This is a genomic window from Ruegeria sp. N8 (assembly GCF_056531325.1).
On the sequence record NZ_JBQFLQ010000002.1, the window covers coordinates 639695 to 657319 of the forward strand.

At 58.5% G+C, this 17625-nt stretch carries 20 protein-coding genes; 10 read left to right on the top strand and 10 right to left on the bottom strand.

Annotation, left to right across the window (positions count from 1 at the left end; translation table 11 throughout):
• Positions 1–33: 33 nt before the first annotated feature.
• The 4 genes from ACR0C5_RS07295 to ACR0C5_RS07310 all read right to left on the bottom strand — a co-directional run bounded on the left by ACR0C5_RS07295 (position 34) and on the right by ACR0C5_RS07310 (position 3937).
• On the bottom strand, positions 34–876 hold the full coding sequence (locus ACR0C5_RS07295; RefSeq protein ID WP_480875620.1) for a DMT family transporter: 843 nt from the start codon (positions 874–876) through the stop codon (positions 34–36).
• Positions 877–1126: 250 nt separating this feature from the next.
• Positions 1127–2767 (bottom strand): chaperonin GroEL, encoded by a 1641-nt coding sequence (gene groL, locus ACR0C5_RS07300; RefSeq protein WP_170440794.1) that lies wholly within the window; start codon positions 2765–2767, stop codon positions 1127–1129.
• Positions 2768–2822: 55 nt separating this feature from the next.
• Positions 2823–3110: a co-chaperone GroES gene (gene groES / locus ACR0C5_RS07305; protein ID WP_170352338.1), complete on the bottom strand. Its 288-nt coding sequence runs from the start codon at positions 3108–3110 to the stop codon at positions 2823–2825.
• 152 nt (positions 3111–3262) lie between these two features.
• Positions 3263–3937: a DUF2161 domain-containing phosphodiesterase gene (locus tag ACR0C5_RS07310; protein ID WP_170769024.1), complete on the bottom strand. Its 675-nt coding sequence runs from the start codon at positions 3935–3937 to the stop codon at positions 3263–3265.
• A gap of 139 nt (positions 3938–4076) precedes the next feature.
• On the opposite strand from ACR0C5_RS07310, the gene ACR0C5_RS07315 reads away from it, so the two are divergent.
• The 8 genes from ACR0C5_RS07315 to ACR0C5_RS07350 all read left to right on the top strand — a co-directional run bounded on the left by ACR0C5_RS07315 (position 4077) and on the right by ACR0C5_RS07350 (position 11294).
• Positions 4077–5057 (top strand): TraB/GumN family protein, encoded by a 981-nt coding sequence (locus ACR0C5_RS07315; protein WP_170769023.1) that lies wholly within the window; start codon positions 4077–4079, stop codon positions 5055–5057.
• A 99-nt stretch (positions 5058–5156) separates the two neighbouring features.
• Positions 5157–6077 carry a manganese-dependent inorganic pyrophosphatase gene (locus ACR0C5_RS07320; protein WP_170769022.1) on the top strand — a complete coding sequence of 307 codons (921 nt, stop codon included), beginning with the start codon at positions 5157–5159 and terminating at the stop codon, positions 6075–6077.
• Between the two features lie 130 nt (positions 6078–6207).
• On the top strand, positions 6208–7284 hold the full coding sequence (locus ACR0C5_RS07325) for a DUF389 domain-containing protein (protein WP_170783798.1): 1077 nt from the start codon (positions 6208–6210) through the stop codon (positions 7282–7284).
• A 106-nt stretch (positions 7285–7390) separates the two neighbouring features.
• Positions 7391–8266, top strand: a complete 876-nt coding sequence (locus ACR0C5_RS07330; RefSeq protein ID WP_170783796.1) for a TIGR01459 family HAD-type hydrolase — start codon at positions 7391–7393, stop codon at positions 8264–8266.
• Positions 8267–8366: 100 nt separating this feature from the next.
• A complete protein-coding gene (locus ACR0C5_RS07335) occupies positions 8367–8810 on the top strand; it encodes a MaoC family dehydratase (protein ID WP_170352332.1) in 444 nt (147 codons plus the stop codon).
• Between the two features lie 47 nt (positions 8811–8857).
• Positions 8858–9790: a bifunctional riboflavin kinase/FAD synthetase gene (locus ACR0C5_RS07340; RefSeq protein ID WP_480875625.1), complete on the top strand. Its 933-nt coding sequence runs from the start codon at positions 8858–8860 to the stop codon at positions 9788–9790.
• Entirely contained in the window at positions 9787–10260 is a 474-nt protein-coding gene (locus tag ACR0C5_RS07345; protein ID WP_170783791.1) for a YcgN family cysteine cluster protein, read from the top strand. Before ACR0C5_RS07340 ends, ACR0C5_RS07345 begins: the two co-directional genes overlap by 4 nt.
• The gene (locus ACR0C5_RS07350) at positions 10260–11294 is read left to right on the top strand and encodes a threonine aldolase family protein (protein WP_480875629.1); all 1035 of its coding nucleotides are present in this window, start codon (positions 10260–10262) and stop codon (positions 11292–11294) included. The genes ACR0C5_RS07345 and ACR0C5_RS07350 overlap by 1 nt, the downstream gene beginning before the upstream one ends.
• A 40-nt stretch (positions 11295–11334) precedes the next feature.
• Here ACR0C5_RS07350 and ACR0C5_RS07355 read toward each other — a convergent pair whose 3' ends face one another.
• Both ACR0C5_RS07355 and ACR0C5_RS07360 read right to left on the bottom strand, forming a co-directional pair.
• Positions 11335–12147, bottom strand: coding sequence for an alpha/beta fold hydrolase (locus ACR0C5_RS07355; RefSeq protein WP_331252062.1), 813 nt, complete (start codon positions 12145–12147; stop codon positions 11335–11337).
• 8 nt (positions 12148–12155) lie between these two features.
• A complete protein-coding gene (locus tag ACR0C5_RS07360) occupies positions 12156–12758 on the bottom strand; it encodes a 2-hydroxychromene-2-carboxylate isomerase (RefSeq protein WP_170769001.1) in 603 nt (200 codons plus the stop codon).
• Positions 12759–12866: 108 nt separating this feature from the next.
• Here ACR0C5_RS07360 and ACR0C5_RS07365 point away from each other — a divergent pair, with 108 nt between their 5' ends.
• Both ACR0C5_RS07365 and rpiB read left to right on the top strand, forming a co-directional pair.
• Positions 12867–13886, top strand: a complete 1020-nt coding sequence (locus ACR0C5_RS07365; RefSeq protein WP_170753405.1) for a ribose-phosphate pyrophosphokinase — start codon at positions 12867–12869, stop codon at positions 13884–13886.
• Between the two features lie 60 nt (positions 13887–13946).
• Entirely contained in the window at positions 13947–14387 is a 441-nt protein-coding gene (rpiB, locus tag ACR0C5_RS07370; protein ID WP_170769000.1) for a ribose 5-phosphate isomerase B, read from the top strand.
• A 12-nt stretch (positions 14388–14399) separates the two neighbouring features.
• On the opposite strand, the gene ACR0C5_RS07375 is transcribed toward rpiB, so the two are convergent.
• The 4 genes from ACR0C5_RS07375 to ACR0C5_RS07390 form a co-directional block, all read right to left on the bottom strand.
• Complete coding sequence (locus ACR0C5_RS07375; RefSeq protein ID WP_170768999.1) at positions 14400–14750, bottom strand: H-type lectin domain-containing protein; 351 nt, start codon at positions 14748–14750, stop codon at positions 14400–14402.
• 117 nt (positions 14751–14867) lie between these two features.
• Entirely contained in the window at positions 14868–15278 is a 411-nt protein-coding gene (locus tag ACR0C5_RS07380; RefSeq protein WP_480875634.1) for a F0F1 ATP synthase subunit epsilon, read from the bottom strand.
• A 12-nt stretch (positions 15279–15290) separates the two neighbouring features.
• Entirely contained in the window at positions 15291–16715 is a 1425-nt protein-coding gene (gene atpD / locus ACR0C5_RS07385; RefSeq protein ID WP_480875636.1) for a F0F1 ATP synthase subunit beta, read from the bottom strand.
• Between the two features lie 20 nt (positions 16716–16735).
• Positions 16736–17614, bottom strand: a complete 879-nt coding sequence (locus tag ACR0C5_RS07390; RefSeq protein WP_170788159.1) for a F0F1 ATP synthase subunit gamma — start codon at positions 17612–17614, stop codon at positions 16736–16738.
• Positions 17615–17625: the final 11 nt, after the last annotated feature.

Here is a 17625-nt window from a genome sequence, read left to right on the forward strand (position 1 = left end):
CCAGATAAGGGCAAAGCGGGCGCGATGAAACCCCTAGCGCCGCGACAGGCGCAGAACAGCCAACGCAATGCCACCCAGAACCAGCGCGGCACCAAGGATCAGACGTAGGCTGGCGGTTTCACCCAACAAGGCAACGCCCCCCACGATGGCAATGATCGGCACGCTCAACTGCACAACGGCGGCGGTCGTCGGGGCCAGCTGCGGCAGAACCCTATACCACAGGGCATAGCCCATCCCAGATGTCACACCGCCAGACAAAGCGGCCAGTACATACCCGGTGGCTGTCATGTTCCACTCTCCTCCAACCAGCAACAACGCTAGCCCTGTGATAGGCAGAGCAACGACGAAATTGGCGGCTGTTCCGGCCAGCGCATCTGGTTCGGACCGGCCAACCAGCGAATAGATTGCCCATCCGACCCCTGCCGCAATCATCAATGCCGCTCCCACCGGGTTCACCTGAAACTCTCCGCTCGGCCACAGAACCCATGCCAGACCAGCCAAAGCGATACCAGCTCCTGCGATCTGCCGTGCGCTAGGCGCCGACCCCGTGACGGATGTCACGGCAAACATGGTGATCTGAACCACTGCGAACAGAATCAAAGCCCCTAACCCCGCATCCAAGGTCAGATAGGCAATAGAAAACCCGATCATATACAGGGATAAGGATCCGGCCCCCGCAATGCGACGCCTGTTCCGCAAAGGCAACTGCCCCCCTCGGAATGAAACCAGCGCTGCCAACACCACTGCCCCGGCCAACACACGCACGATGGCAAACCCGGCAGGGTCGCTCGCGCCGCTATCAATGGCCAAACGGTTGAGGATCGAATTCGCCGCAAAGGCGCACATAGTCAGGGCAGTCAGCAAAAACAGTCGCATTCCCACCGCATAGCGTGTTCGGACGCATTTGCACACTCACATTCCCGGCGACAAACCGTGCCCGCTCTTCTTCTGTTCAAAAATACCTCCGCCGGAGGCATGTCCGCGCAGCGGGCATTCCTGACGAAACGGGGCCGCCCGAAGGCGACCCCATCTTGATATTGCGGCTTCCCTTTCGACAGCTTGGTCAATAGAGGCCAAGCACCTATCGGGGGGATCGTCAGAATTCGCCTGAGCGAATTCGATGTGCTTACATCATGCCGCCCATGCCGCCCATGTCGGGCATGCCGCCAGCAGCGGGTGCGTCTTTCTGGGGCTTGTCGGCAACCATTGCTTCGGTAGTGACCAGCAGGCCAGCAACCGATGCTGCATCTTCCAGTGCAGTACGGACAACTTTGGCCGGGTCAATCACGCCGAACGAGAACATGTCGCCATATTCTTCGGTCTGCGCGTTGAAGCCGAACGCTGCGTCGCCGCTTTCGCGGACTTTGCCAGCAACAACTGCACCGTCAACGCCTGCGTTTTCAGCGATCTGGCGCAGCGGCGCTTCGATTGCCTTACGAACGATGTTGATGCCTGCGTTCTGGTCAGCGTTTGCACCTTCCAGAGCTTCCAGTGCTTTACCGGCCTGAACCAGAGCAACACCGCCGCCCACGACAACGCCTTCCTGCACAGCAGCGCGGGTCGCGTTCAGAGCATCGTCCACACGGTCCTTACGCTCTTTCACTTCAACTTCGGTCATGCCGCCGACGCGGATAACAGCAACACCGCCTGCCAGTTTGGCAACGCGCTCTTGCAGCTTCTCACGGTCGTAGTCCGACGAGGTTTCTTCGATCTGAGTGCGGATCTGAGCAACACGTGCTTCGATCTCGGCTTTCTCGCCTGCACCGTCGACGATGGTGGTTTCGTCTTTGGTGATTTCGATCTTCTTGGCGGTGCCCAGCATGTCCATGGTGACGGACTCGAGCTTCATGCCCAGATCTTCGCTGATGACCTGACCGCCGGTCAGGATCGCGATGTCCTGCAGCATGGCTTTGCGGCGATCGCCGAAACCCGGTGCTTTGACAGCAGCAATTTTCAGGCCGCCGCGCAGTTTGTTGACAACCAGAGTTGCCAGCGCTTCGCCTTCAACGTCTTCGGCAATGATCAGCAGCGGCTTCTGCGATTGGATCACCTGCTCCAGCAGCGGAACCATCGGCTGCAGCGAGGACAGTTTCTTTTCGTGCAGTAGGATCATGCAGTCGTCGAGCTCTGCGATCATCTTGTCTGCGTTGGTGACGAAGTAAGGCGACAGGTAGCCGCGGTCGAACTGCATACCTTCGACAACATCGGTCTCGGTTTCCAGACCTTTGTTTTCTTCGACGGTGATAACGCCTTCGTTGCCAACTTTCTGCATCGCGTCTGCGATCTGCTGGCCGATTTCGGCTTCGCCGTTGGCCGAGATGGTGCCAACCTGAGCAACTTCTGCCGAGTCTTTGACTTCACGCGAGGCCGACTTGATGCCTTCGACAACCTTGGCAGTTGCCAGGTCGATGCCGCGCTTCAAGTCCATCGGGTTCAGGCCAGCAGCAACCTGCTTCAGACCTTCGCGAACGATTGCTTGAGCCAGAACAGTTGCAGTGGTGGTGCCGTCACCGGCTTCGTCATTGGTGCGGCTGGCGACTTCTTTCACCATCTGCGCGCCCATATTTTCGAACTTGTCTTCCAGTTCGATTTCCTTGGCAACCGAAACACCGTCTTTGGTGATGCGCGGTGCACCGAAGGATTTGTCCAGAACCACGTTGCGGCCTTTGGGGCCCAGGGTCACTTTAACAGCATCGGCCAGGATGTTAACGCCTGCCAGCATGCGGTTACGGGCATCGGTGTCGAACTTGACGTCCTTTGCAGCCATGTCGTTTCTCCTTGAGAAATAAGTTGTAAATGAAGATCAGAGTGAAGCGCGCGGCTTACTCGATGATCCCCATGATGTCGCTTTCTTTCATCATCAGCAGCTCTTCGCCGTCGACCTGAACCTCGGTGCCCGACCATTTGCCGAACAGGATCTTGTCGCCAGCTTTCACAGCCATTGCGATCAGCTCGCCGCTGTCCTTGCGTGCGCCTTCGCCGGTTGCGACGACTTCGCCTTCGCTGGGCTTTTCTTTTGCGCTGTCAGGAATGATCAGGCCGCCTGCGGTTTTTTCTTCGCTTTCGGTACGGCGAACCAGCACGCGGTCATGAAGCGGTTTCAATGCCATCTTTGCAGCTCCTTGGGCTCAAAGTTGTTAATCCTCCCCTCGCCGGATGGCGGGGCGTTAGCACTCATGCTTGTCGAGTGATAACGACGCATAGCTAGGGGGTGCAATTCCCCGTGTCAACAAGCTGTGAAGGATTTTTTGGACCTCTGCCCTTATTCGGGCTGTTCCCAGCTATAGGCCCAGTGTTTCAGGCCCTCTTGCCCTGCATCAGTCAGGGCATAAACGCCCTTTTCAATCTTGTCGAACCACCCATAGTGGTTCTCTCGCATAAGTCGGGTAGCTGCGGCCACACCGGTTGCCTTTGCAACCTCGGCCCCTTTGGTAGCGCCGCACTCTGCCAGATGCGCCGCACATTTCAGCGCATCTTGCCGATAGGCGGTGACAATCCCATGACGCGTGGCCCCGCCCGCATTGGGGTCGCCCTCCAACCGGTCAAACTCGCGCAACAGTCGCGCCTTTCGCGCCTTGTCCTTTCGCGGCGCATATGGACCCGGATCACACTGAACCTCAACCACACCATCCGAACGCACGGTGATCAGACCAAGCCCCAAACGGCGACACAAAGCCAGATTATCCTTTAGCGCCCGCCGGGCTGTGCGCCCTTTGGGTTTGAGCACCCCGATGTAAACCTGATCCGTGACTTTCAGCCGCGTGATCGCCTGATGAAACAAGGCCAGCGAGAACCGCAGCTTCAGCTCGACAATCACCGGATCTTCCTCAGCGCGCACGGCGACTATATCGGCAGCACCCACCTCACCCTTGACGGTGTAACCTTGACGCTCCAACAACCCTTTGATGGGGGGGTAAAGATCCTGCTCACGCTCCATACGGCCATGCTAGGGGATTTGCTGTGGAATGCCAGACACAGATCGGACCGGCGGCGCTTTGCACCGCTTGATCCCATGCCTTGCGCAATGCAAGGTCGCGGCACAAATAAAAAAGTCCGAGGTTTAAAGGGTAGCTCCAATGCGTTTTCTGTTCATCTTCATTTGTCTATTTCTACCGCTGAGCGCTTATGCGGCCTGCGAGGGGCGCGACCTGCGCCCAGATTTATCGGCTGAAATGCAGGATCAGATTCAACAGGCGCTTGTTAATTTCCCCTACCCCGAAGGCAATCACTGGATCGCCACCAAGGACGGTGCAACCCTGCATCTGATCGGCACCGTTCATACCAATGACGCCCGCATGGACGCGGTGGTCGAACGGCTAGAGCCAACGCTCAGCCAGGCGGATGCGTTTTATTTCGAAGTCACCAAGGCCGAGATGGACGCCTTTCAACAAGGTCTGGCCGAGGATCTGAGCCCGGTTCTGATCACCTCGGGTCCGACGCTGATTGACATGATCCCCGCCGAGCAGTGGGAGACCCTGTCACAAGGTCTAGCCGATCGCGGCATCCCAAGCTGGATGGGGGCCAAAATGCGCCCCTGGTTTCTCAGCATGACTTTGGGCGTGCCGCCCTGCATGGTGCACGAACCGAACGCCAGTTACGGGATGGATGCCCGTCTGACCGATTTGGCGGCCGAATACGACATCCCTCAGTTCTCGCTTGAGACAACGGCGGAATTGATGGCGATGTTCAACGAATTCCCGATGGAACAGCAGGTGCAATCCCTCGTCCGAATGGCCGACGCCTTCGAAAGCAGCGAAGACCAGCTGGCCACGATGCTGAACGCCTATCTCGAAGAGAAACACGGCGAAATCCTACAATTCGCGCGGTTGCAGGGTCTTGAGACCTCGGGCCTGACGGAAGAGATTTTCGACGAGGAATGGGACGGGTTCGAAGAACAGCTTCTGATCGGTCGCAACAATAACTGGATGGCGCATATTCTGGACATTCAGGACCAGACTGCCGTGATCGCGGTCGGCGCTGGACACCTTGGAGGAGAACATGGGCTTCTGAACCTGTTGGAACAGGCTGGCTACACTCTGGAGCGCGGGCCGTTCTAAGCCGGTTTTAAGTATCGTCGCAGTGTAACCGAGACCGGGTGACAAGCGCGTCTGACCACCCTATAAGGCGCGCAAATTTACCATCCTCAGGACGCTGACATGACAACCCTCGTATTTGGACATAAATCCCCCGACACCGATTCCACCGGCTCCCCGATCCTGTGGTCGTGGTATCTGAACGAAGTCAAAGGTGAACAGGCTGAACCCGTACTGCTGGGTGAACCCAACACCGAGGCCGCCTTTATGCTGCAGCGCTGGGACCTGCCCAAGCCGCGTATTATCGCCGACGTGGACGCGGACGTGCCAGTTGTAATCGTTGACACCAACAACCCCGCCGAACTGCCCGCCAACGTCAACAGCGCAGACATCCGCGCCATCATCGACCACCACAAGCTGGTCGGCGGACTGGAAACCAAAGGCCCAATCGACATCACCGTGCGCCCACTGGCCTGCACCGCGACGATCATGGTTGACCTGATGGGCGACGACGCTGCCAAAATGCCTGACGCCGTCAAAGGCGCAGCGTTGACCTGCATCCTGTCGGACACGCTGGAATTCCGCTCGCCCACCACCACCGCCCATGACCGCGCAGTGGCTGAAAAACTGGCGGCTGAACTGGGTCTGGACGTTTCGGCCTATGCGGCTGACATGTTTGCCGCGAAGTCGGACGTATCCTCGTTCTCGGACGCAGAACTGATCCGCATGGATAGCAAGGAATACGAAGTCGACGGCACCAAGTTCCGCGTTTCAGTTCTGGAAACCACCGCTCCGGGCGTCGTTCTGGACCGCAAAGACAGCCTGGCCGCGTCGATGGTGGATGTTGCCAAGGAAGACGGCGTTGATCAGGTATTGCTGTTTGTCGTCGACATCCTCAACGAAGAAGCCACCCTGCTTGTGCCCAATGACCTTGTGAAAGGCGTGGCCGAGAAGAGCTTTGGTGCGTCAGTAAACGGCGACGCTGTGGTTCTGCCCGGAATCATGAGCCGGAAAAAGCAGATCATCCCCAACCTCAAAGTGTGATCTTCGTAGCACCACAAACAAAAGGCGCCTGTATCGGGGCGCCTTTTTTCGTTAAGACACAAGATTTTGCATAGAGCGTATCCGTTGATAGTCTGGTGCGGATAGTCTTGCTTGGGTCTTGGTCGCAGGAATGAGTAAACGAAAATTCAGCACCACCAGGGACATCCTTCGGTTCGAAGGGCATGACCGAGCGGCGTATTGGCGCAGATTTGCGATGCTTTTGACACTGTCGGTTGTGATCGCGACCATGGGGATGCTTCGCGATTCAGGCGCAGTGGTGATTGCCGCCATGTTGGTCGCACCGTTGATGACACCGATACTGGGCATAGCTGCCTCGATGGTCATGGGGTGGCTGGGACGTGCGTTCAAGCTTGCCCTGATTGTAAGCGGGGCGGCCGTTATCTGCGTCTTTCTGGCCTGGTTTCTTGTCTATATCGCCGATGTTCCCCGCGGAATTCTGATCCCTGATCAGGTTCTGGCGCGTACCGATCCCGGGACTGAAGATCTGATCGTTGCCTTGGCGGCTGGCGTCGCCGGAGCGTATGTGCAGATAAATCGATCAGAAGTTAGCCTGCTGCCAGGTGCTGCGATCGGCGTGTCTTTGGTGCCCCCGTTATCCGCCTCAGGGGTATTGATGTATTTTGAAGAAGCGGCTGAAGCTTATGAGGCCGGCTTGCTGTTCGCAACAAACCTTGGGGCGATCATCCTATCGGCTTGCGCGGTCTACATCGTGTACGCTGCTCGTTCGGTGGTTTTCAGCAAGGGACGTCGCAAGCTGAACTTTACTGCCAGCGTCGTTGTGACCTTGGCGTTCTTGACCTTCGTAGTCATTCAATTGGGCAAGTCGACATATAACCGCTATCTGGAAACCCGGACCGAAGCGCAATTGGCACAGACAATACGCGATTGGGCTGACCCAGTTTCGGTGGAGATTGTTCGCGTCGACGTAAACGCTCAACGCAAGCAAGCCGATATCTGGCTGATCGTTGACCTGCCAATTGAAGCCGCGTTCAAGGTGTCTTCAATTGCAGGCCTCCTGCCGGAAAGCCTGCGCGAGAAACCCCTGGTCGACGTACTGCGCGACGAGTTGGGGCCGGGTTATCTGGTTGTCGTTCGCTTTCAGAACAGGATCGGCGCCCAGGTCATTCTAGGCACCGAAAACGTTCAACAGGCACCGGACGTCGAGGAAATCAGTGAAGACAACTGAACGTATGCGGCTATTCATTCAGAAAAGTTGCAGCTGGGATGGTCAAAAGACCGAAGCTTTGACATAGCTGGCACAACTTCGACACCAGAGCCCCGGGGGCAGCTCAATGACTCAGATTATTCACAAACTTGATGAAATCTCCGACCGCTACAAAGCGCTGTTTGTCGACCTCTGGGGCTGTGTGCATAACGGCATAACCGCCTATCCCGAAGCCGTGGCAGCGCTTCAAGGTTATCGCGCCAAAGGGGGCATTGTTGTTCTGGTCACCAACTCGCCCAAGCCCCGTGCAGGGGTGGCTGAGCAACTGGAACAATTCAACGTTCCCAACGACGCCTATGATACGATCGCCACAAGCGGAGACTCGGCGCGCTCAGCTATGTTTCGAGGCGCTGTGGGCGAAAAAGTTTACTTCATGGGAGAATGGGCGCGCGATGCTGGCTTTTTCGAGCCGCTGAAGATTTTGCACCACCCAATTCAGATCGAGCGTGTGCCACTGGATCAGGCCGAAGGGATTGTCTGCTGTGGACCATTCGATCCGATGGCCGACCCTGACGTCAACCGCGCGGATTTCCTTTATGCCAAGCAGAAGGGCATGAAACTTCTCTGCGCCAATCCAGATATCGTGGTCGACCGGGGCGAGGTTCGGGAATGGTGCGCGGGCGCTCTGGCCAAGCTTTACACCGAGATGGGGGGCGAGAGCCTTTACTTCGGCAAGCCGCATCCGCCGATCTATGATCTGGCACGTCGGCGACTGCAGGAGTTGGGTCATGATATCCCTGACGGCGATATTCTGGTGATCGGCGACGGCCCGCATACAGACATTCTGGGCGGCATGGGTGAAGGCATTGATTCTCTGTTCATCTCGGGCGGTCTGGCAGCAGCCGAAACCAAAACGTCGCACCATCCGCACCCGGAATCCCTAACCGATTATATCGCAAGGGAAAACATCAACCCCACCTATACAATCGGCCGCTTGCGCTAGTCAGAAAAGACTTGATTTTCTGCAGCTGCGAAGTAATAAAGTTACCCAACTTGGGTGACTTTGGTTTTTTTGTTGCCCATTGAAATCGAGTGAGGGTGACATGTTGGACAATCTTCCGCGCGGCACGATCTGTATTGAAGACATCGAAATGGGCATGACCCGCCACCTGCGCAAAGTGGTGACGGACGAGGATATCGAAATGTTCGCGCAGGTCTCGACCGACCGCAACCCGGTGCATCTTGATGACGATTATGCCCGCGACACGATCTTTGAGGGGCGCATTGCCCACGGGATGCTGACGGCGGGGCTGATCTCGGCTGTGATAGGGGAACAACTGCCGGGCCACGGCACAGTTTATATGGGTCAGTCGCTGAAATTCCTGGCCCCGGTCCGCCCCGGTGACATGGTCTATGCCGAGGTAAAGGTGATCGACATCGACTTTGCCAAGCGCCGGGTCAAGCTGGATTGCCACTGTGCGGTAGACGGCAAAAAGGTGTTGATGGGCGAGGCTATGGTGCTGGCGCCATCGCGCAAGTTCGACTGACGTCTCAGACCCTTGAACCTGCCTCGCAGTCCCGCTAGGCAGGCGCTATGCGCATTATCCGGGATTTCCAGTTTGTTGAGCCGCAGGACCGTGGTGCCAGTGTCGCCATCGGTAATTTTGACGGCGTGCATATCGGCCACCGCTCTGTGATCGAACTGGCCAGCAACGCCGCGCCAGACGCGCCACTGGGTGTGATGACGTTCGAGCCACATCCGCGGGAGTATTTTGCACCCGACAGCCCCCCTTTTCGCCTGATGCGCGGCAATGCCCGTGCGCACCGTTTGCAGAAGCTGGGAGTTCAGAAGCTCTATGAATTACCCTTTAACGCGGCGCTGGCCGGGCTGACGCCCGAAGAATTCGCACGCAATGTGATCTGTGACGGGCTGGGGCTGTCGCATGTGGTGGTCGGGGCCGACTTCTGTTTTGGCAAAGGCCGCAGCGGCACCGCCGATGATCTGGTGCGGTTTGGGGCCCAGATGGGTTTCGGTGCCACCATCGCCCCCTTGATGGAGCGGTCGGAAAACGTCGTGTCTTCGACCGCGATCCGTACTGCGCTGTCGGAAGGTCGCCCCCGGGATGCCGCCGCGATGCTGGGCCACTGGCACCGGATCGAGGGCGAGGTGATTGGCGGCGAACAGCGCGGGCGCGAGTTGGGCTATCCCACCGCGAATATGTCGATCGAGGGACTGCACCCGCCGAAATTCGGCGTCTATGCGGTGCTGGTTGATGTGCTGGATGGCCCGCATCAAGGCAGCTATCACGGCGCGGCCTCGGTGGGCACGCGCCCCATGTTTAACGGCGAAGTCCCCAATATCGAGACGTTCCTGTTCGATTTCTCGGGTGATCTTTATGGCGCGACGCTCTCGGTTGGTCTGGTCGATTACCTGCGCCCCGAGATGACGTTTGACGGGTTGGACGGGCTGATCACCCAGATGGATGCCGATTGCGAAAAGGCCCGTGCGCTACTGGCGGCGCTATGACCACCGACCCGATTGACCGCAACGGCCTGTCCGCCCGCTTCTGGGAACGCAAACCGTTGACCAAGATGAACCAGCGCGAGTGGGAGGCGCTGTGCGACGGCTGCGGTAAGTGCTGTCTGAACAAGCTGGAAGACGAAGACACTGGCGAGGTTGCCCTGACCTGCGTCGCCTGCCGGCTGCTTGACGATGAGACCTGCCGTTGCACCCAATACGACATCCGCCACCAATTCGTGCCGGAATGCATCGTGATGACGCCCGATAATATCGATGAACACGCCTATTGGCTGCCCCAGACCTGCGCCTATCGGCTGCTGTGGGAGGGCAAACCCCTTTACGACTGGCACCCTTTGATATCTGGTACGCCCGACAGCGTACACGCCGCCGGGGTCTCGGTTCAGGGGCGCACGGTGTCCGAGTTCGAAACCCCCATGGAAGAGTGGGAAGACTATATCATCGAGGAGCCCAACTGATGTATTTCGCTTCTGACAATTCCGGGCCGGTTCACCCGCAAGTGATGGCCGCGTTGAGCGCCGCGAATGAGGGCTATCAGATGGCCTACGGGGCCGACACGCTGATGAACGAGGTGCGCGACCGTATCCGTGGTATCTTTGAAGCGCCGGGGGCAGCTGTCTATCTGGTTGCGACCGGGACAGCAGCGAATTCTTTGGCTCTGTCGACGCTGGCGAACCCGTGGGACACCGTGTTTTGTTCCCCCGTTGCGCATATTCATGAGGACGAGTGCAACGCCCCGGAATTCTACAGCGGCGCCAAGCTGACGCTGGTGCCCGGTGGTGACAAGATGACGGCAGACGCATTGCGCAGCACCATTCTGGCCGAAGAAACTCGCGGTGTGCATGGGCCGCAACGCGGGCCAGTCTCGATCACGCAGGTGACCGAGAGAGGTTCGGTTTATTCGCTGGAAGAGTTGCAAGCGCTGTGCGGTGTTGCCAAGGAATACGGCCTGCCGGTGCATCTGGACGGTGCGCGGTTCACCAATGCGCTGGTCGCGCTGAACTGCTCCCCCGCCGAGATGACGTGGAAGTCGGGGGTTGATGCGGTCAGCTTTGGCGGCACAAAGAACGGGCTGATGGGGGTCGAGGCGGTGGTCTTTTTCGACGAGGCCAAAGCCTGGGAATTCGAGCTGCGCCGCAAGCGCGGCGCGCATCTGTTTTCGAAACACCGTTATTTGTCGGCTCAGATGGCCGCGTATCTGCAGGATGATCTGTGGTTGAGGATGGCGCGGCAGGCCAATGACAACTGCGCACGTCTGGCGGATGGGCTGCGGGCCAAGGGGGCCTCATTCTTGCATGAACCGCAGGCGAACATGATCTTCGCAGAATTCTCGCGCGCCCAGCACAAACAGCTGCACAAGGCCGGAGCGGTCTATCATCTGTGGGGGGCCGAATTGGAAGGTGCGGATGATGTAGAGCCGCTGGCCTGTCGGCTGGTGTGTGACTGGTCACTGCCGTCCGAAGAGATCGACCGGTTTTTGGGTTTGATCTGAAGCTGGTTGGGGGCTTTGCCCCCAAACCCCCGAGGTATTTTCAAACAGAAGAAGGAGGCAGCCTGTGCCAGAAATTGGTTATCTGGGCGGCGGTTTCCTTAGGGTGCGAGATTGGCAGCATGTGCCCTGCGTCTTCGATAGTGATGATGGACGCGTTGGGCAGGCGTTTTTGCAGTCCATGTGAAATTGCAGGCATGACCGGATGAGAGTGTCCGCCGGTCATCAGCAAGGTTGGTCGTTTGACTTCGTTCAGAACACCTGGCGTCAGAAGCCCTTTTGTATCCTGGAACAGAGCTTGTTCCACATCTGGAACGACCCGGATCCCCCGGATCATCGCCGCGCGCGTTTTCTCGGGCATATCCGGCCAGCGCGGGCTTTCCTCGGTGCTCCACATCCGGTTGAACAGGCGGGCCGCCAGCGGCATATCCCCTGTTTCCAGCGCCTCTACATAAGGCTGTGCCGCCGCATCGTGCTGTGCCAGAAGATCGGGCGCATCCAACTTGGCGACAGCGAAGAATACGGGTTCGATTAGGACCACGCTGCGGATCAGTTCCGGGTGTTTAACCGCGAGGCGCAGGGCAATCATCGCGCCAAAGGAATGCCCGATCACATCCATCGGCTGGGTCAATTGTGCCGCAGACAGAGCGGTGGTCAGGTCATAAAAGTCGCTCTGCCCATCCCAATCAGGGCTTTTGCCGTGCGATAGCATGTCGGGCGCAACAAGCGTGGCCTGCGCGCCCAAAGAGGCCGCCAAACCGGCCCAAGCCCCCGAGTGTGCAATCGTGCAGTGCAGGGCGAGCACCTGTCGCGCGCCCTGCCCCAGTGATCGAACAAATATGGAAGGTAGAGTCACCCCGTCCTTCACCCTTTCATCTCGGAAAGGTGACGGTCGAGGTCCTCGATCCGGTCCTGACCCCAGAACCGCTGTCCGTCCTCGGTGACATAGAAGGGCGCGCCAAAGGCACCGCTGTCCACGGCCTGTTCCAGATTGGCGGCATAGGTTTCGGCACCGTCCAGCAACCCGCTATCCGCGAGGTTCGGGTCGAACCCGGCTGCCGACAGGCAATCGCGGATCACGTCATCCTGCGCGATGTCCTTTTCCTCGGCCCAGCAGGCGCGCAGGAAGGAATGGACCAGCTTGCCCACATCGCCTGAGCCATCCTTGGCCGCCGCGATCACGGCATAGGACGATGGCGCCATGTTCGTCGGCCAATGTGCGGGTTGAATGTTGAATTCCATCCCCAGATTTTTGGCCTGACGCTGCAATTCCTGTGCTCGGTATTCGGTGCGCGAAATATGCCGGTCCTTGGGTGGGGTGCCTCCGGTCCGGCCAAACAGGGCCATGATATCCAGTGGTTTGTAGTTAATTGTCGCGCCATGTTTCGCGGCCACCTCTTCCAACCGGGTTCCGGCCAGATAGGTGAAGGGCGAAATTGTCGCAAAATAGTAGTCTATGGTGGCCATGTTCACTTTCTCCGCTGCGTTATCTTTGCGAGACGGTAAGGCCATGCTAAGCGGTGTCAACATCACGAATCTGTCACATTAGCCTTTGCTGCCCGGGGACCTCAGCCGATGCCGACACTCAACGAACCCAAGCTGATCGCTGGGAACGCCAATCTTCCGCTTGCCCAGACCATTGCACGCCGCATGAGCCTGTATCGCGGCGTTGACCAGGGGTTGGTTGACGCACGGGTCGAACGTTTTAACGACGGCGAGATTTTCGTCGAAGTGTTCGAGAATGTACGCGGCGAGGATATGTTCATCGTCCAGCCGACTTCGAACCCGGCAAACGATAACCTGATGGAACTGCTGATCATCGCCGACGCGCTGCGCCGCTCATCCGCGCAGCGGATCACTGCTGTGATCCCTTATTTCGGCTATGCCCGTCAGGACCGTCGCACCAAGGCGCGCACGCCGATTTCCGCCAAGCTGGTTGCCAACATGCTGACCGGCGCCGGGATCGAGCGGGTTCTGACGATGGACCTGCACGCAGCCCAGATTCAGGGGTTCTTTGATATCCCGGTGGACAACCTTTATGCCTCACCGATCTTCGCGCTGGATGTGAAAAACCAGTTCAAGGACCAGATGGATGAGATCATGGTGGTCTCACCCGATGTGGGCGGTGTGGCCCGCGCGCGTGAATTGGCCAAGCGGATCGAAGCGCCGCTGTCGATCGTGGATAAGCGGCGCGAAAAGGCCGGCGAAGTGGCCGAGATGACTGTCATCGGCGACGTCAAAGACAAGATCTGCCTGATCGTGGACGACATGTGCGACACAGCGGGTACTCTCTGCAAGGCCGCGCAAGTGCTGCTGGATAACGGCGCGAAAGAGGTGCATTCCTATATCACCCACGGTGTCATGAGCGGCCCGGCAGTTGAGCGTGTGACAAACTCGGTGATGAAATCACTGGTTCTGACCGACACAATCCAACCCACCAAAGAAGTCGCCAAAGCCAAAAATATCCGCATTGTTCCGACAGCGCCCATCTTTACGCAGGCGATCCTGAACATTTGGAACGGCACCTCGGTCTCGTCGCTGTTCGAGGACAAGACCCTGACCCCGATCTACGAATCCATGTACCACATGGACTGATCTGAACGGGCGGCCTTGCAGCCGCCCTTTTTCGTGACCCCTCTAAGGCAGGAGCTTTCCGTGACAGCCCCCAAACGCATCGTTCTTTCCAGCGACCACGCCGCCATCGAGCTGCGCCAAGCGGTTGCCAAACATATCGCGGACCAAGGATGGGAGGTCATGGATATCGGCCCTCAAACACCTGAGAGCACGCATTATCCGATCCACGGCAAAGCCGCCGCTGACGCCGTTGCCTCGGGTGATTGCGCACTGGGTATCATCCTTTGCGGCACGGGACAGGGCATCATGATGGCGGCGAACAAGGTCCCCGGCATTCGCTGCGGCGTGTGTTCCGACGCGTTCTCAGCCCGGATGATCCGCCAGCATAACGACGCCAACATGCTGTCCATCGGTGCACGCGTCGTAGGTGAAGGTCAGGCGCTGGATATCGTGGATGCTTTCCTTGGAGCCGATTTCGAAGGCGGCCGTCACGCAACACGGGTGGACATGATCGAATCCTGAAACGTCGGATGGCTAGGAGATGTCCCAGTCATCCTCATGCGCCACCTCTCCGATCGCTGTCCAGGACATCCTGATCCGCGCGATGCGGGTGTCTGACCAAGTGCGGAAAACGGCGCTGAAGCCTTCGGCTGAGATATCCTCGGCCTTGACCTCGGCGCGCAGGGCGGTGGTTGTGTCCACATCCCATAGGGATATGCCAACCTGAACCACTGGCGTGGTCCTGAACGGCTGGCTGAACGTAACAGCCGCGCGCCGTTCTCGGGTTCCGTTGCCTGTCCACATGTCCCCGCCATTGGAAAATTCGGAAAACAGTACAGTCTCGCCTTGGTCGATACCAATCGGGTGGGTGCGAAATGTCTTCATCTTTATCGTCTATAACCATTTACACTGAAAACTTAATCTGAGACTTCAAGCAAATCACGACAAAAAAACGGCCCCGCATTGCGAGGCCGTTTCGAATGATCCATTTGCAACAAGCCGTTACAGGCTCATATGCGTCCCAAGCGCTTCCATGTCGGCCAGCAGTTTGGCTGCATCGTCAACGATGGACTGATCGTCCCCGGCCTTTGCGGCCTCGTGCGAGGCGCGGGCTTCAGCGATCAGGTCATCCAGATGCGACCGGGTCACTTCGGCAACCGGTATGGCTTTTTCAGCCAGAACCGACAGGCCGTCGCCGTTGATCTGGGCAAACCCGCCAGTGACTAGGTATTCGCTGGCTCCGGCAGGTGCCTCAACCTTCAGCAGACCGGGGCGTAGCGTGGTGATGGTGGGGGCATGATCGGGCATTGCCGTCATGTCCCCGTCCGCGCCGGGTAGCTGGACCGCGGTGGCCTCAAGCGAAGCAAGGCTCCGCTCTGGGCTGACGATGTCGAATTGCATTGTGTTTGCCATCAGGGATACTCCTTAGGCGGCTTCTGCGGCCATCTTCTCCGCTTTGGCGATCACTTCGTCGATGCCGCCAACCATCAGGAAGGCCGCTTCGGGCAGGTGATCATATTCGCCAGCCACAACAGCTTTGAACGATGCGATGGTCACGTCCAGAGGAACCTGAACGCCCGGCGAACCGGTGAAGACTTCGGCAACGTCGAACGGCTGCGACAGGAAGCGCTCGATCTTACGGGCACGGGCAACGGTCAGTTTGTCTTCTTCCGACAGTTCGTCCATGCCGAGGATGGCGATGATGTCCTGCAGCGACTTGTAGCGCTGGAGGATCTGCTGAACGTCGGTCGCAACGCCGTAGTGCTCTTCACCAACGATGGCCGGGTCCAGAAGACGCGAGGACGAGTCGAGCGGGTCAACAGCCGGGTAGATACCCTTTTCCGAGATCGCGCGGTTAAGAACGGTGGTCGCATCCAAGTGAGCGAACGAAGTTGCCGGCGCGGGGTCGGTCAAGTCGTCCGCGGGAACGTAGATGGCCTGCACCGAGGTGATCGAGCCCGACTTGGTCGAGGTGATGCGTTCCTGCAGGGCGCCCATGTCGGTGGCCAGCGTCGGCTGGTAGCCCACGGCGGACGGAATACGACCCAACAGAGCCGAAACCTCGGAACCCGCCTGCGTGAAGCGGAAGATGTTGTCGACGAAGAACAGAACGTCGGTACCGGACTGGTCGCGGAACTGCTCGGCCAGGGTCAGACCGGTCAAAGCAACACGCGCACGCGCTCCCGGAGGTTCGTTCATCTGACCGTAGACCAGGGCCACCTGCGATTCCGACAGATTGTCGGGCTTGATGACGTTGGATTCGATCATTTCGTGGTACAGGTCGTTCCCTTCACGGGTCCGTTCACCTACACCCGCGAATACCGAGAAGCCCGAGTGCACTTTTGCGATGTTGTTGATCAGTTCCATGATCAGAACGGTTTTACCAACGCCCGCGCCACCGAAGAGGCCAATTTTACCGCCTTTGGCGTAAGGAGCCAGCAGGTCAACAACCTTGATGCCGGTCACAAGGATTTCCGACTCGGTCGACTGTTCCGCGAACTCAGGTGCGGGCTGGTGGATTGCGCGGGTTTCCGACGCAACAACGTCGCCTTTTTCGTCGATCGGCTCGCCGACCACGTTCAGGATGCGGCCAAGGGTGGCGTTGCCAACCGGAACCGAGATCGGTGCGCCGGTGTCGGTCACAACTTCGCCACGGACCAGACCTTCGGTCGCATCCATCGCGATGGTACGGACGGTGTTTTCACCCAGGTGCTGAGCAACTTCCAACACCAGGCGTTTGCCGTTGTTGGTGGTTTCCAGCGCGTTCAGAATTTCAGGCAGTGCGTCATCGAACTGCACGTCGACGACGGCCCCGATGATCTGTGTGACTTTGCCTTTTGCATTCGCCATGTTTCGTCTCCGGTATGTCTCTACAGCGCTTCGGCGCCGGAAATAATTTCAATCAGCTCGTTGGTGATCACGGCCTGACGCGAGCGGTTGAACTGGATCGTCAGCTTGTCGATCATCTCACCCGCGTTGCGTGTCGCGTTGTCCATCGCGGACATCCGTGCACCCTGTTCAGACGCTCCGTTTTCGAGCAGAGCCGAGAAGATCGCGGTTGCAACCCCTTTGGGCAGCAGGTCGGCCAAGATGGCCTCTTCACTGGGCTCATAGTCGAAAATGGCACCGCTGTCGTCACCTGCCGCGTCGTCCTCGAACGAGGCGGGGATGATTTGCTGTGCCGTCGGGATCTGGGTCACAACATTGACGAACTTCGAGTAGAAGATCGTGGCAACATCGAACTCAGCCCCATCAAAGCGTGACAGGACGTCCTTGGCGATGTCTTGCGCGTTGGTGTACCCAATGCGCTTGACCTCGCTCAGGTCGACATGTCCAACGAACAGATCGCCCAAATCGCGCTTGAGCGCGTCGCGGCCTTTTTTGCCGACGGTCAAAACCTTGACCGTCTTGCCTTTGCCGCGCAGCTCTTCCGCCTTTTGGCGGGCCAGCTTGGCGATGTTCGAGTTAAAGCCGCCACACAGGCCGCGTTCAGCTGTCATCACAACCAGCAGATGCACATCATCACTGCCCGTACCACGGAGCAGCTTGGGGGCGCTGTCGCTGCCCCCGACCGAAGCCGCCAGCCCCGCCATAACGGCATTGAACCGCTCGGCATAAGGGCGCGAGGCTTCGGCAGATTCCTGGGCGCGGCGCAGTTTTGCGGCCGCGACCATCTGCATGGCCTTGGTGATCTTGCGGGTCGACTTGACCGACTCGATCCTGTTTTTAAGGTCCTTCAGACTAGGCATCGGAACCCCCT

Coding starts and splice junctions, on each gene's coding strand:
- ACR0C5_RS07375 (WP_170768999.1), bottom strand. CDS start 14,750: ATGAAGACATTTCGCACCCACCCGATTGGTATCGACCAAGGCGAGACT.
- ACR0C5_RS07365 (WP_170753405.1), top strand. CDS start 12,867: ATGCCGACACTCAACGAACCCAAGCTGATCGCTGGGAACGCCAATCTT.
- ACR0C5_RS07335 (WP_170352332.1), top strand. CDS start 8,367: ATGTTGGACAATCTTCCGCGCGGCACGATCTGTATTGAAGACATCGAA.
- atpD (WP_480875636.1), bottom strand. CDS start 16,715: ATGGCGAATGCAAAAGGCAAAGTCACACAGATCATCGGGGCCGTCGTC.
- ACR0C5_RS07330 (WP_170783796.1), top strand. CDS start 7,391: ATGACTCAGATTATTCACAAACTTGATGAAATCTCCGACCGCTACAAA.
- groES (WP_170352338.1), bottom strand. CDS start 3,110: ATGGCATTGAAACCGCTTCATGACCGCGTGCTGGTTCGCCGTACCGAA.
- ACR0C5_RS07310 (WP_170769024.1), bottom strand. CDS start 3,937: ATGGAGCGTGAGCAGGATCTTTACCCCCCCATCAAAGGGTTGTTGGAG.
- ACR0C5_RS07345 (WP_170783791.1), top strand. CDS start 9,787: ATGACCACCGACCCGATTGACCGCAACGGCCTGTCCGCCCGCTTCTGG.
- ACR0C5_RS07340 (WP_480875625.1), top strand. CDS start 8,858: ATGCGCATTATCCGGGATTTCCAGTTTGTTGAGCCGCAGGACCGTGGT.
- ACR0C5_RS07390 (WP_170788159.1), bottom strand. CDS start 17,614: ATGCCTAGTCTGAAGGACCTTAAAAACAGGATCGAGTCGGTCAAGTCG.
- ACR0C5_RS07295 (WP_480875620.1), bottom strand. CDS start 876: ATGCGACTGTTTTTGCTGACTGCCCTGACTATGTGCGCCTTTGCGGCG.
- ACR0C5_RS07380 (WP_480875634.1), bottom strand. CDS start 15,278: ATGGCAAACACAATGCAATTCGACATCGTCAGCCCAGAGCGGAGCCTT.
- ACR0C5_RS07350 (WP_480875629.1), top strand. CDS start 10,260: ATGTATTTCGCTTCTGACAATTCCGGGCCGGTTCACCCGCAAGTGATG.
- ACR0C5_RS07325 (WP_170783798.1), top strand. CDS start 6,208: ATGAGTAAACGAAAATTCAGCACCACCAGGGACATCCTTCGGTTCGAA.
- ACR0C5_RS07360 (WP_170769001.1), bottom strand. CDS start 12,758: ATGGCCACCATAGACTACTATTTTGCGACAATTTCGCCCTTCACCTAT.
- ACR0C5_RS07315 (WP_170769023.1), top strand. CDS start 4,077: ATGCGTTTTCTGTTCATCTTCATTTGTCTATTTCTACCGCTGAGCGCT.
- ACR0C5_RS07320 (WP_170769022.1), top strand. CDS start 5,157: ATGACAACCCTCGTATTTGGACATAAATCCCCCGACACCGATTCCACC.
- groL (WP_170440794.1), bottom strand. CDS start 2,767: ATGGCTGCAAAGGACGTCAAGTTCGACACCGATGCCCGTAACCGCATG.